This is a genomic window from Roseivirga pacifica, assembly GCF_900111145.1.
Taxonomy (GTDB): Bacteria; Bacteroidota; Bacteroidia; order Cytophagales; family Cyclobacteriaceae; genus Roseivirga; species Roseivirga pacifica.
The window spans coordinates 1-12807 of the sequence record NZ_FOIR01000005.1 but is presented as its reverse complement, the minus strand read 5'-3'; the positions used below and the strand labels follow the sequence as shown (position 1 = coordinate 12807).

The 12807-nt window shown below is 42.2% G+C and carries 12 protein-coding genes; 11 read left to right on the top strand and 1 reads right to left on the bottom strand.

The features are described from left to right. The first annotated feature begins 44 nt into the window (after positions 1–44). The 4 genes from BMW98_RS18815 to BMW98_RS18800 all read left to right on the top strand — a co-directional run bounded on the left by BMW98_RS18815 (position 45) and on the right by BMW98_RS18800 (position 5743). Positions 45–1217 (top strand): hypothetical protein, encoded by a 1173-nt coding sequence (locus BMW98_RS18815; RefSeq protein ID WP_090260813.1) that lies wholly within the window; start codon positions 45–47, stop codon positions 1215–1217. Between the two features lie 9 nt (positions 1218–1226). Next, the gene (locus tag BMW98_RS18810) at positions 1227–2219 is read left to right on the top strand and encodes an adenosine kinase (protein WP_090260811.1); all 993 of its coding nucleotides are present in this window, start codon (positions 1227–1229) and stop codon (positions 2217–2219) included. A gap of 111 nt (positions 2220–2330) precedes the next feature. Then, positions 2331–3695, top strand: a complete 1365-nt coding sequence (locus BMW98_RS18805; RefSeq protein WP_090260809.1) for a M16 family metallopeptidase — start codon at positions 2331–2333, stop codon at positions 3693–3695. Then, positions 3695–5743: a M16 family metallopeptidase gene (locus BMW98_RS18800; protein ID WP_090260807.1), complete on the top strand. Its 2049-nt coding sequence runs from the start codon at positions 3695–3697 to the stop codon at positions 5741–5743. Before BMW98_RS18805 ends, BMW98_RS18800 begins: the two co-directional genes overlap by 1 nt. Positions 5744–5795: 52 nt before the next feature. Here BMW98_RS18800 and BMW98_RS18795 read toward each other — a convergent pair whose 3' ends face one another. Further along, positions 5796–7457, bottom strand: a complete 1662-nt coding sequence (locus tag BMW98_RS18795) for a M61 family metallopeptidase (protein WP_090260805.1) — start codon at positions 7455–7457, stop codon at positions 5796–5798. Between the two features lie 107 nt (positions 7458–7564). On the opposite strand from BMW98_RS18795, the gene rpmH reads away from it, so the two are divergent. The 7 genes from rpmH (at position 7565) to BMW98_RS18760 (ending at position 12363) form a co-directional block, all read left to right on the top strand. Beyond that, the gene (rpmH, locus tag BMW98_RS18790; RefSeq protein WP_090260803.1) at positions 7565–7723 is read left to right on the top strand and encodes a 50S ribosomal protein L34; all 159 of its coding nucleotides are present in this window, start codon (positions 7565–7567) and stop codon (positions 7721–7723) included. A gap of 34 nt (positions 7724–7757) precedes the next feature. Next, the gene (rnpA, locus tag BMW98_RS18785) at positions 7758–8141 is read left to right on the top strand and encodes a ribonuclease P protein component (RefSeq protein ID WP_245733646.1); all 384 of its coding nucleotides are present in this window, start codon (positions 7758–7760) and stop codon (positions 8139–8141) included. Between the two features lie 144 nt (positions 8142–8285). Beyond that, a complete protein-coding gene (locus BMW98_RS18780) occupies positions 8286–8552 on the top strand; it encodes a YtxH domain-containing protein (RefSeq protein WP_090260801.1) in 267 nt (88 codons plus the stop codon). Between the two features lie 139 nt (positions 8553–8691). Continuing rightward, complete coding sequence (locus tag BMW98_RS18775) at positions 8692–10329, top strand: S41 family peptidase (RefSeq protein ID WP_090260799.1); 1638 nt, start codon at positions 8692–8694, stop codon at positions 10327–10329. Continuing rightward, on the top strand, positions 10329–11144 hold the full coding sequence (locus BMW98_RS18770) for a sulfite exporter TauE/SafE family protein (protein ID WP_090260795.1): 816 nt from the start codon (positions 10329–10331) through the stop codon (positions 11142–11144). Before BMW98_RS18775 ends, BMW98_RS18770 begins: the two co-directional genes overlap by 1 nt. Positions 11145–11155: 11 nt before the next feature. Further along, on the top strand, positions 11156–11842 hold the full coding sequence (tsaB, locus tag BMW98_RS18765) for a tRNA (adenosine(37)-N6)-threonylcarbamoyltransferase complex dimerization subunit type 1 TsaB (RefSeq protein ID WP_090260793.1): 687 nt from the start codon (positions 11156–11158) through the stop codon (positions 11840–11842). Beyond that, a complete protein-coding gene (locus BMW98_RS18760) occupies positions 11842–12363 on the top strand; it encodes a DUF2480 family protein (protein ID WP_090260791.1) in 522 nt (173 codons plus the stop codon). The genes tsaB and BMW98_RS18760 overlap by 1 nt, the downstream gene beginning before the upstream one ends. The last annotated feature ends 444 nt before the right edge of the window (positions 12364–12807 follow it).

The window sequence follows — 12807 nt, the reverse complement described above, 5'->3', positions numbered from 1 at the left end:
TTATGTTTTGAAGAACTCACTATTTTTGGTTTGCAGAATATTGAATGAGAGTCCAAGAAGTTAACGACAAAAAATCCGAAAAGCAGTTTATCCAGTTGCCAGTTAGGCTCTACAAAAATGAGCAGAACTGGATCAGGCCACTCGATAAAGATATATGCGCAGTTTTCGATCCGGCAAAAAACAAAAGCTTTCGTCATGGCGAGGCTATTCGCTGGATTTTACTCGATGACAACGAGCAAGTAATTGGCCGTATTGCTGCGTTTTACGATACCAAGACAGCCAAAAAGAACGATCAGCCAACCGGTGGGGTCGGTTTTTTTGAGTGCATAGATAATCAGGAGGCGGCCAATATGCTTTTTGATGAGGGCAAAGCATGGTTAGAAAGCAAAGGAATGGAAGCCATGGATGGCCCAGTTAACTTTGGCGACCGCAACAATTGGTGGGGGCTTTTGGTCGATGGTTTTAGTGAACCTAACTACCAAATGCCATACAACTTTGCTTACTACAAGGCGCTTTTCGAGAATTACGGCTTTAAACTTTACTTCAATCAGTATACCTACAGCAGGCCAATGGGCTCTGAGGTAGAGCTTTCTAGAAGGTTTTACGAAAAGGCTGATATTCAAATTAACAATCCCGATTACGAATTTCGCCATATTACTAAGAGCGAATATGCTAAGGCGCACCACTACTTTTTAGAGGTGTATAACAAAGCTTGGGCAGGTTTTAGCGGGGTAAAGGCCATGACATTGAAGCAGGCTGAAGGGATTTTTAAACAACTGAAGCCCGTAGCAGACCTGAAGCTACTTTGGTTTGCTTTTTACAAGGGAGAACCTGTGGCTTTCTTTCTTTCTATGCCCGAGCTAAACCAAATTTATAAGCATTTAAATGGGCAGTGGAATCTGTGGAGCAAGCTTAAATTCATGTATTTGCTGAAAACGGGAGCCACAAATAAGGCTTTGGGGATTGTGTTTGGTGTTGTGCCAGACCATCAACGTAAAGGAATAGAAGGTGCTTTGGTAGTTTCTTTTGTGCGTAAATTTGCATGGAAGAAGAGCCAGCGCAGCTATCAAGATATTGAAATGAACTGGATTGGGGATTTTAACCCCAAAATGATGCGTGTTGTTGAACAAATAGGAGGTGAGGTTGTAAAAACACATATTACTTACCGTCTACTTTTCGATGGCACTAAAGAATTTGAAAGAGCAAAGAGTCTTTAATTAGAAACAATGAAAAAATACGATGTATACGGCATTGGAAATGCCTTGGTTGATCTGGAGTTGAAGGTAAATGATCAGTTTTTATACGATCATAAAGTGCAGAAGGGATTGATGACCTTGGTAGATGAGGATACCCAGTTCAGGCTAATTGGTGCGATTAACGAGCAGGAGACCGAGCGCAAGTCGGGTGGGTCAGCAGCCAACACAGTAATTGCGGTAAGCCAATTTGGCGGCAATTCCTTCTATTCGTGCAAAGTAGCAAACGATGAATTCGGTGATTTCTATTTGAAAGACATGAATGATGCGGGTGTAAAAACCAACCTTGATAATGCTGAGCGAGAAGCCGGTGTTACGGGCAAGTGCTTGGTAATGATTACGCCAGATGCCGACCGAACCATGAATACGTTTCTTGGCGCAACTACCAACCTGTCGACAAGCGAGGTAGATGAAAACGCCATTAAAGACGCAAAGTTTGTGTACTTGGAGGGCTACCTTACGGCATCGCCAACAGGTTTGGAGGCCATGAAGCTGGCTAAAAAAATAGCTGAGGAAAATGGAGTGAAAACTTCTATCACGCTTTCTGATCCATCTATTGTTCAGGCTTTCAGAGAAAAGTTTGTGGAGGTAATTGGCGCGTCTGTCGATCTGCTTTTCTGTAACGAAGAGGAGGCTATGGCTTATACCGAAACTAGCGATGTGCTTGCTGCAAGAGAGGCACTGAAAAAAGAAGCCAAACAATTTGTAATTACTCAAGGTGAAAATGGTGCCATAATTTTTGATGGCGATACCTTTATTGATATTGAACCGTATAACACCAAAGCGATAGATACAAACGGTGCAGGCGATATGTTTGCAGGCGCTTTTCTATACGGAATTACTAACGGCATGCCCATGGCCGCTGCAGGTAAATTGGCTAGTATGGCAGCTTCTAAAGTTGTATCACAATTTGGCCCAAGGCTACCATGGCACGATGCACAACAAGTGCTTAAGTCGTTAAAGTAAACGGCATCTTAAAACTCCATCCAGCCGGATGGAGTTCCGCTAATCATTTCTGTACCAATTCGCCTGTGCTTGCACATTATTTTCGAAAACCATTTAAATTAAAATGTAACTATGATAGGAAAAATTAGGTATTTGCTGGGGTTGGTGCTGCTGACGGCTGTCAGTGCTCAGGCACAGAACATCCAGTTTGAAGAATACGAGTTGGACAATGGGCTCCACGTAATTCTTCACCAAGACAATTCAACGCCCATCGTTACGGTTTCGGTGTTGTACCATGTAGGGTCTAAGAATGAGCCTCCGGGCCGCACTGGTTTTGCACACTTCTTCGAGCACCTTATGTTCGAAGGTTCTCCTAACATCAAGCGTGGTGAGTACTTCAAAATCATTCAGGCTGCTGGTGGTACTTTGAATGCCAATACTTCAAACGACAGAACCTATTACTACGAAACATTGCCTTCTAACCAGTTGGAGCTTGGTTTGTACATGGAGTCGGAAAGAATGTTGCACGCAAAGATTGATTCCACCGGAATTGCTACGCAAAAGGAAGTAGTAAAAGAGGAAAAACGAAGTGGTGTAGACAACAGACCTTACGGAACCATTTTGATTGAAATGCTTAAGAATGCTTACGGTGGTACCAACTATGAGTGGGCGCCAATCGGAAGCTTCGAAGATATTGATGCGGCAACCGATCAGGATTTTGTGGATTTCTATGAGACTTTTTATGTGCCGAATAACGCCACACTTACAATAGCTGGCGATATAGATAAAAAGGAAGCCAAGAAATTGGTTGAAATGTATTTTGGCGAAATTAAAAGAGGTACAAAAGATATTCCTCGTCCGTCAATTACAGCGCCTAAGCTCGATGGCACTGTAGAAGCAACAGTGTTCGATAATATTCAGGTGCCGGCTGTTATTCAAGGTTACAGAATGCCACCGCAAGGCACTGAAGATTACTACGCACTACAAATGTTGACGCAGCTATTGTCTGGCGGGCAGAGTTCACGTTTCCAAAAGGAATTGGTAGATGAAAAGGGAATGGCCTTAGCGGTTCAGTCAATTCCTTTGGCTCTAGAAGATGGCGGTTTGTTCATCAACTTTGCACTACCAAACCAGGGGTACGAAACAGAAGACTTGGCCAAAGAGGTAGATAAGCTGATTGAGGAAGTGAAAACAACGCCAATTCCTGAGCGTGAATTCCAAAAGCTTAAGAATCAAATTGAAAACAACTTTGTGTCGGGTTATGGTTCGGTGCAGTCAATTGCTGAAAGCTTGGCTAACTACCACGTTTATTTTGACGATACCCAGTTAATCAATACTGAGATTGAGCGCTATAGAAAAGTAACACGCGAAGACTTAATGCGCGTGGCTAAAAAATATTTTGTTCCAGAAAACAAAGTGGAACTCACCTACAGACCAAAGGCTGAACAAGCAAAGCCTGAGGATTCTAAACTTAAAAAAGAAGGAGGGAATAGATAATGAAAAAGTTATTCACTCTGGCAATGCTAGTGCTATGCACTGCTGCCTTCGCACAAGTAGATAGATCGAAATTACCTGAGCCGGCTGAGGCAAGGGAGATTGAAATTGGAGACTACGATAAATTCACCCTTAAAAATGGGCTAACCGTAATTGTGGTTGAGAATGACAAGTTACCAACTTTAAGCTGGACACTTTCATTCGATAATGGTACCATTACTGAGGGCAAAAAAGCTGGCTATACCAGCATCTTCGGCCAAGTAATGCGTGCCGGTACAACTTCTAAATCAAAAGAGGTATTGAATGAGGAAATAGACTTTATGGGAGCATCTGTAAATGTGGGTTCTTCTTCAATTAGTGCTTTTTCACTTTCAAAGTACAAGGAAGATATCCTGTCAATTTTTACTGACATTCTCTATAACCCGGCTTTTCCTCAAGACGAATTCGACCGCGCCATAGAGCAAACGCTCACTGGTTTAAAGCAGTCGAAGGACAATCCTGATGCAATTATGGCCAATGTACGTGGTGTAGTTAACTATGGTAAAAAACACGTTTTTGGTGAAATTGTAACTGAGGAGACCATTGGCAACATTGAACTTCAAGACCTTAAGAATCACTATATCCACTATTTTAAGCCAAACATTGCATACTTGGTTGTAGTAGGCGATATCAAAACCAAGGAAGCTAAAAAGCTGGTAGAACAGCATTTCGGTGATTGGGAAAGCGGTGAAGTGTTAATTGAAGATTTCAAGCAGCCAGAGCCTGTTGAAAAAACTACGGTATCTTTTGTAGATAGACCTGCCTCTGTGCAGTCGGTAATTAATATTACTTACCCAATCGATAATAAACCTGGGTCTGATGATGTAACCAAGCTTTCACTTTTAAACACCATACTTGGTGGCGGTGGTTTGTCAACTCGTTTAAATATGAATTTGCGCGAAGACAAAGGCTATACTTATGGGGCTTATTCGAGCATGGGGTCTAGCCGCTACAGTGCTACTTTTAATGCTAACGCAAGCGTAAGAAATGAAGTGACTGACAGCGCTATGGTTCAGTTTATGTACGAGCTCAACAAGATTTCAACCGAGCTTGTAAGTGAAGAAGAGTTTGAATTGGCCAAAAATACTGCAAAGGGAAGTTTTGCCCGTTCTTTAGAGAGCCGTGGTACAGTAGCGTCATTTGCGCTAAATACTGAGATCAATGATTTGCCGGAAGATTATTACGCCAATTACCTTAAGCGTGTAGATGCAATCACTCGCGAGGACCTTTTGGAAGTGGCGAAAAAGTATGTGCGACCAGATAAAGCGAACATTATAGTGGTAGGTAAGGCCGATGAGGTTGCCGACAAGCTAAAGCAGTTTGGTGAAATTACGTACTACGATGCTGAGGGCAATGTGATTGATGTAGAAGCAGCTAAAGCAGCTGTGGCTTCTGTAGATGCACAGACTATCATCAATAAATACCTTGAGGCTGTAGGAGGTGTAGATAAAATCAAATCAATTGAGGACATCACCACGGTTTCAAAAGCTACTATTCAGGGGCAACAGATCAGCATCACTCAGGTTCAAAAAGGGAATATTATGAGTAAGCAACAAGTTGGTATGGCCGGAATGGTGCTGCAAGAGATGATTTTCAATAATGGCGAGGCTGTTATGAAGGCCCAAGGTCAAAGTCAGCAAATTCCTCCTGGCCCACAGTTGGAGGCATTGAAGGAAGGAGCCGTAATCTTCCCTGAACAATACTACGGTGACTTGGAGTATGAGCTGACCGTTAAAGGAATTCAGAAAGTGCAAGGTAAGGATGCTTATGAAGTGTCAGTAAAAACGCCTGCGGGGACTACAGCATCTCAATTCTTTGATGTTGAAAGCGGACTACTTGTAAAACAAGCATCGGCACAGGGTGGAAGCGAAATTTTGGAATACACTGAAGTGAACGGGATTAAAGTACCAAGCAAAATGACGTTGACACTTCCAGGAATGGGTTCTGTTGAAGCGACAGTTGAGGTGAAAATTAATACGGGTGTAGAGGACTCGGTCTTTAGCCTGAATTAAGAGGTATAAATGGAATGAAAAAGGGTGGTGCAATTGCACCACCCTTTTTTGTTTATGCCAATTCCAGCCAACCCTTTAATAGCGGGTTGTTCTGATTTATCGTTAATGAGTTTAGTTCTGGCGTTAGAAAGTAGAACAACTCCCCCTGCTGCACAGTCACTGTTTTTTTTACCCCGAACCTGTCAATGGTCAGTTTTAAGCCATTTTCGGTTTCTTCGGTTTGCTCAATTTTGTCCTTTAAACTCAACACTGTCTCTGCATGCGAACCCGCAGCAATGACCGTAACAAACTGATCTTGAGTTTTAAATCCATAGTTGTGTTCAATGCCATTGTCTTTCGGCAACTCTAGCAACCGAAGCCCGAATTTTTCGAATAGTGGAGTTAGCCATTCCTTATAATCTGCGGTACCGAAGAGCAGCTCGTTAAAATACTGGTCGAATGAGGCTTCGTACACTTCTTCTACAATGGCTCTATAGTCAGCATCAGTATAGCCCGACATGTCTTGCCCATGGAGAGCCCACATCAGGCGCATCACATCGTCAAGCGACTTTTCGTTGTTGAATTTGCTGCGAATACTCAAGTCGAGAATTAGTGCTGCGAGGGCGCCTTCATTATAAATGCTCACCTTTCTGCCCGGAATGCCTTTTTCGTATCCATCCAGCCACAAATCCCAAGAAGATTCCGCCACCGAATAATTGCTTCTGCCGTCATTTTCGAAGTGGCGCATTAGCAGTTTGTTCAGCTCTTCTACATATTCTTCAAAACTAAATACACCAGAGCGCATCAAGATCAGGTCACCATAATAAGTGGTAATGCCTTCAGTTATATATCCCGTGGTGTGGTAGTTTTCTGCCTGAAAGTTATATGGAACCATTTCCTTTGGCCTAAGCCGAATCACATTCCATGTGTGGAATAACTCATGACTACTTACACCTAAAAACTCTTTGTAAAGCTTTCGCTCACTCAGTTCTTCGGAAGGCCCAATGGTAATCACGGTGGAATTCCAGTGCTCTACACCGTGGTAGTGTTTATAAGGCAAGCATTGAAAGAGAAAGTGATAATCTTCGCATGGCAATTCACCCATTATTTCTACTTCTTTTTGGGTGAATGCTTCGAAATCTGAAATTACGTCAGCATCCGTTTTAGGTAATTCTCCTTGAATCCAAATATGATAGTTGGTTTCGCTGTGCGTATAGGTGATGTGGCGTAGACTGGCACTCGCCATCATTGGGCTGTCGACCAACTGGTAGTAGTTGGGAGCATAGAGTTTGTGCTTATCCAGTTTTTTTAAACCACAAGCCACTCGGTAGCTTTCTGGGAGTTCAAGGTGCACTTCACAAGGTGCATTCAACTTATCTTCTGCATAAATACAGCAATTCACAAAGTTGAGGTAAAGCTGCTCATCGTCAAGCCAGCTATTGCCGGCATCCATGGCAAAGGCAAAAAAAGCATACTTTACCACAATTGTATTGCAACCATTAAGGGCAACGCGCCAACTATCCTTAGTAGTTTTAGTGAATTTTAATGCTTCACCCGAAGTGTTTTCAACTTTAAAGCCTTTTATGTTCTTGGCAAAATTCTGAATCTGATAGCGGCCCGGTCTCCAGCTCGGTAGCGATAAATCTGTATATTTGCCCGATAAATCGTCAATTCGTACCTCAAATTGCACAAAGTGGGTAAGCGGGTTTTGATAACTGATGGTATATCTTGTCATATTATTCTAATATTCTGGCCAACAATTTTACACTCTGGTTGGCAAATAAAAAAAAGCTCTCTATCTTTGCAGTCCTTTTAAGAAAAAGCATTTAATAAATAGCGGAAATGAAAAGAACATTCCAACCTTCGCAGAGAAAAAGAAGAAACAAGCACGGTTTCAGAGCAAAGATGGCTACTGCTAGCGGTAGAAGAGTGTTGGCGAGCAGAAGAGCAAAAGGCAGACACAAACTGACTGTTTCTAGCGAGAGAAGACACAAGGCGTAATTGCATCTGCTGAGGTTTTTATAATTTAGACCTCGTGACAGAAGTTAGAGCCGATATTTATAGAAATACCTTTCCTAAAACGGAAAGGCTATACAAGAAAAAACTTATCCAGGAGCTTTTCGACAAAGGCTCCTCTTTTTATTTGTATCCCTTCAAGGTCATTTACTTCGATACAAAAGAAGAAAGTGTACCTAACCAAGTACTGTTTTCAGTTTCTAAGCGCAAATTTAAAACTGCCGTTGCCCGGAACAGGATTAAGCGCCAGCTACGCGAAGGTTATAGGTTGAACAAGCGCCTTGCCGGAACGTCTGGCTATCTAATCGCTTTTATTTATACAGCCGATAAGCAGCAAGAGTCTCGCATGATCCATAAAAAAATGGTGAAGGCACTTCAGAAGCTTGCTCAGCTACACGCTTGATTTCTTTATTTGAGAATATAATTATCATTCTGCCAAATTCTTCTTCGCAAAATGGGGTTTTGGGGCTTTTTAGAGCTCTTTTTCCTCTTGGAACGGCCTTTGCAACTATGTTAAGTGAAATTCAAAACTTAAATCACAAGACATATGAACGATACAGCAAAAATAGTAACAGGAGTAGTAGCAGGAGTAGCCGCAGGTGCAATCACAGCAATTTTAATGGCACCAGATAGTGGTAAAAACACAAGAAAGAAAATTGTAAAAGGTACCAAAAGCATGGTAGCCGACCTGCAAGAAGAAGTAGAAACAAAAGCCAACTCGGCTAAAGAGTCTTACAACGAGTCGCTTAAAAAAGCAGCTAACTCTACCAAGAATGGAGTTGATAAGGCGAAAGAAAAGCTTACCATGGCATAGGCCATTACGCATTTGTGCAAAAAGCCCTTCCGGAATTCCGGAAGGGCTTTTTGTTTTTTAACCATCGGTCTGAAAAATATTTCATTCAAAAACATGAACTGTTATCTTCCGTTTTATTCCTGAACAAAGCCCTTCTGCTATGAAACGGATTCTATTATGCCTTTTACTTGTGCTGATTGTTGTAAGTGCTGCATCAATTCGACAAAACGATAAGTACTTCGAGATCCTGAAGAACCTCGATATTTTCGCGACCATGTATAAAGAGGTGAACGCCAATTATGTGGATGACCTAAACCCGAATACCATTATGCGTACCGGGATTGATGCCATGTTGGAGTCGTTGGATCCTTACACTGTTTACTATTCAGAAGACCAGATTGAAGATGTTCGTACAGAAAATACCGGGCAGTATGGCGGTATTGGTGCAACCTTGGGCGAAAGGCTTAATGGTGGTGTCTATGTGCTTATGCCTGATAAAGGTTTTGCGGCAGATAAGGCAGGGTTAAAAAGAGGAGATGAGATTGTAGAAGTTAATGGCATCAACGTTAAAAACGACTACGACAAAGCTGCAGAGTATTTACGCGGTCAGGTGAGTTCTAAACTGAACTTAAAGATTAAAAGGGGTGATCAAACGTTGGATATTGAGGTTGGTCTGGAGAAAATAGAGCTGCCAAATGTGCCTTACTTCGGAATGGTTAATGAAGAAGTGGGGCTGATCAAACTCACGGGCTTTAGACCAAACGCTTCTCGCGAAGTGCGTTCGGCACTTAGGGATTTAAAAAAGGAAGGAGCTACGAGTATAATGCTGGACTTGCGCGGCAATGGCGGAGGCTTACTGAATGAGGCGGTAAATATTTCGAATTTGTTTATAGATAAAGACGAGTTGGTGGTAACAACCAAGGGCAAGCTGGAAGAAATGAATGCCTCTTACAAAACCTTGAATGCCGCTACCGATGTTGAAATACCTGTAGCAGTTTTAATTAATAGTACCAGTGCTTCTGCATCGGAAATTGTGGCTGGCGTTATGCAAGACTATGATCGTGGGATATTAGTTGGGCAAAAATCTTACGGTAAAGGCTTGGTGCAAAGAACCATGCCGCTTTCCTATAATTCTCAGATGAAGGTTACTATCGCCAAGTACTACACACCAAGCGGTCGCTGTATTCAAGCCATTGACTATAGTACAAGAAATGAAGATGGAAGTGTGGGTAAAATTGCAGACTCGCTAAAAACAGCATTCAAAACAAACAACGGAAGGCTGGTTTTCGATGGCGGTGGGGTAGACCCTGATTTTACTACAGAAACCAGGGCTTTTTCTCCGGTAACCCTTGGCTTGCTGCAAAGCGATGCATTTTTTGGTTTTTATAATCAACTGAAGTCTCCGCTTCCGCAACTGACTTCGGCTCGCGAAATTGGAATCTCAGGTGAGCTTTATAATCAATTTGTTACTTGGGTTCAGGCTCAAACAATCGATTACTCCTCAAAGCTCCAGCGAGAACTGGCAGCCTTAAAGGATTTGGCCAGGGAGTCAGGGCAGCTTGCTCAAATTGAAAGTCAGATTAATTCTATTGAAAATAAAATTGCTAATGATCTGGTGGCTGATATCAGTGCTGCGAAAGATGAGGTTGAATTTTTGCTGAAGGAAGAAATGGCCGCTCGTCTATTTTTGGACGCAGGTAGGCTAGAGGCCTCTTTTGATTCTGACGTGGATATTGAAAAAGCGATAAGTGTGTTGTCGAACCAGTCGCAATACAGCGCAACCTTGGCTGGGCAGTAATGGTGTTTGACTATTTCCTGCTTTTTGCGGTAGGACTGATCGGTGGTTTTCTGGCGGGGCTTATTGGTATTGGTGGTGGGGTTATGTACGTATTGGTGCTACCTTACCTCATTCTTCAAATGGGCTTTCCCGAGTCCGAAATAGTTCAATATACCATTGCCAATTCGTTGGTAGGGACAATGTTCGCAGCGCTTGCTGGCAATATTGTGCTTATTAGGCAGGGTGTTTTTCCATGGAAAGAAGTTTTACTGGTTGGTTTTTGGGCTGCGACTGCCGCAATTATGCTCCTCAAATTTTTTGTGAATACCGAATATTACCAAGTGCAACAGTTTAATGTTGCTGTAATCGCGCTTATGGTATTTATAATATATAGAACGCTACGCCAGAATTTAAAGAAGGCAGCCACAGCTGAAGAAAAGAAGGTGAAGAATTGGGCCTACGCAATGGTAGGAGGTGCCGCTGGAGCTGTATCAGCCCTTTCCGGGCTTGGCGGAGGCACCATTATTATCCCCATGCTTAATAGTGGCTTCAATATTTCAATCAAGAAGGCCAAGTCAATTTCGCTTGGTGTAATTTGCCTTACATCATTTGGGCTTTCTATCATTAACTTTTTCGAAACGCCTGCTTCTTCACATCAGAACCAAAGTCACGGTTATATCATTATTCCGCTCGCTTTAATTGTGTCGCTTGGTGTTGTTATTGGCTCGCCTTTCGGTGTTAAAGTAGCGCACAAATTATCCAATAGAATTATCAGTCTTATCTTTGTGCTCTTTGTAGTGGTTGTCATTATCGACAAACTCTGGCAACTTATTTAATTCGGCATTCAATGGCATTGATTTTAAGTATCGAAACCTCAACACCCGTCTGTTCTGTAGCGTTGACCGATTCGGGCAACACGTTAGCAACAGAGAAACTCTTCCTAGAAAAGAGTCACTCAAATTTACTCACACTCGTTATTGAGAGTGTATGTAAACATGCTGGGGTCGAAATGAAATCTCTTGATGCGGTGGCCGTTTCGGAAGGCCCAGGTTCTTACACTGGTTTGCGTATTGGGGTGTCCACTGCCAAGGGTATTTGCTATGCTTTGGAAAAGCCGTTGATTGCGGTGCCTACTTTAGAGGCAATGGCTTATGAGGTAAATACCGCAAATCCGTTTGGGTATTTGCTTTGTCCTATGCTCGATGCCCGCAGAATGGAGGTGTATGCGGCCTTGTACAGTCCAGATCTTTCCGTCTTACATGAGGTGAAACCGATTATTCTAGATGAACAATCGTATCAAGAAACTCTAGCCGATAAAAAGATGTTGTTCTTTGGCGATGGCTCAAACAAGTTTAAAGCGCTGGTAGAAGACAGCGCCAATGCTGGTTTTGTAGAAGGTGTTTCGCCTTCGGCTTGGGCAGTTGGTAAAATTGCAGCGGCTAAATTCAGTCAAAACAACTTTGTGGACCTGGCATACTTTGAGCCTTTTTATTTAAAAGAGTATAAAGCGGCCAAACCTAAAAAGCTTTTATAATGGAAAGAGAGATTATAAATCGAGTAGCGAACAGTCCTTTAATCACAATCGACCTCGAAGATTTCTATCATTCTGGCGAAAGAGTTCAATATGATATTGCCGAAAATCTTTTTCAGGGATTAATTCTTCGAGAAAAAGACTTCCGAGAATTCATAAAAGAGCACGACTGGGAACAGTACAATGGAAAAAATATCAACATAATTTGCTCGGCCGATGCCATAGTTCCAACCTGGGCTTACATGCTTTTAACAAGCAAGCTCGAAGGGCTGGCCAATATGATTGTTATGGGTGATAAAGAGTTGCTGGAATATGCTTTGTTCAAGCAGGCTTTAGAGCGAATAAATCTACAGGATTATGCCGATAGGTCGGTAGTAATAAAGGGCTGTGGCGATTTGCCACTTTCGGATGCACTTTATGTAGAAATCACCAGACTTTTAAAGCCCGTTGTAAAGTCCATAATGTACGGTGAACCATGTAGTACTGTGCCTGTGTATAAAAAAGTTCGAAAGCCTAAGGCTTGATGTTCAGTAGATTAGAAATTAATCTCAAAAAACTTTGTATTCAGGTCTTGCAGGGTGAAAGATCTTTTCTACTTTTGCATCCCGTTTGAACGCAGACGGGGTTAAGAAATTGAAATTTTGCAAGGGGCTGGATAGTCTTTGGGAGGTGTTTTTTAGTGGGTTGAGAGGCTTAGAAAAACTTTAAAAAAAATCTTTCAAATTTATTTGGCTTGGGAAGAAAAAAGCTTTTACCTTTGCGCTCCGCTTTTACGGGGCGGAGAGGGGATGAGAGTCGGCTCAAAAAATAAATTAAAATTTTATTTGCGGGTTTAAAAATATTCTTCTTACCTTTGCATCCGCTTTTGCAACGAGAGTTAAAAAAGCGACACAAAAAACAGGGTTCACAACGGTGCTAACCCGGTGAGATTAAAAGGGAAACGACACTTTTGATCACGTTTACTGAGG

Excerpts from the sequence above, each read along its gene's own strand:
- BMW98_RS18815 (WP_090260813.1), top strand. The coding sequence starts at position 45 with ATGAGAGTCCAAGAAGTTAACGACAAAAAATCCGAAAAGCAGTTTATC.
- BMW98_RS18810 (WP_090260811.1), top strand. The coding sequence starts at position 1,227 with ATGAAAAAATACGATGTATACGGCATTGGAAATGCCTTGGTTGATCTG.
- BMW98_RS18805 (WP_090260809.1), top strand. The coding sequence starts at position 2,331 with ATGATAGGAAAAATTAGGTATTTGCTGGGGTTGGTGCTGCTGACGGCT.
- BMW98_RS18800 (WP_090260807.1), top strand. The coding sequence starts at position 3,695 with ATGAAAAAGTTATTCACTCTGGCAATGCTAGTGCTATGCACTGCTGCC.
- BMW98_RS18795 (WP_090260805.1), bottom strand. The coding sequence starts at position 7,457 with ATGACAAGATATACCATCAGTTATCAAAACCCGCTTACCCACTTTGTG.
- rpmH (WP_090260803.1), top strand. The coding sequence starts at position 7,565 with ATGAAAAGAACATTCCAACCTTCGCAGAGAAAAAGAAGAAACAAGCAC.
- BMW98_RS18780 (WP_090260801.1), top strand. The coding sequence starts at position 8,286 with ATGAACGATACAGCAAAAATAGTAACAGGAGTAGTAGCAGGAGTAGCC.
- BMW98_RS18775 (WP_090260799.1), top strand. The coding sequence starts at position 8,692 with ATGAAACGGATTCTATTATGCCTTTTACTTGTGCTGATTGTTGTAAGT.
- BMW98_RS18770 (WP_090260795.1), top strand. The coding sequence starts at position 10,329 with ATGGTGTTTGACTATTTCCTGCTTTTTGCGGTAGGACTGATCGGTGGT.
- tsaB (WP_090260793.1), top strand. The coding sequence starts at position 11,156 with ATGGCATTGATTTTAAGTATCGAAACCTCAACACCCGTCTGTTCTGTA.
- BMW98_RS18760 (WP_090260791.1), top strand. The coding sequence starts at position 11,842 with ATGGAAAGAGAGATTATAAATCGAGTAGCGAACAGTCCTTTAATCACA.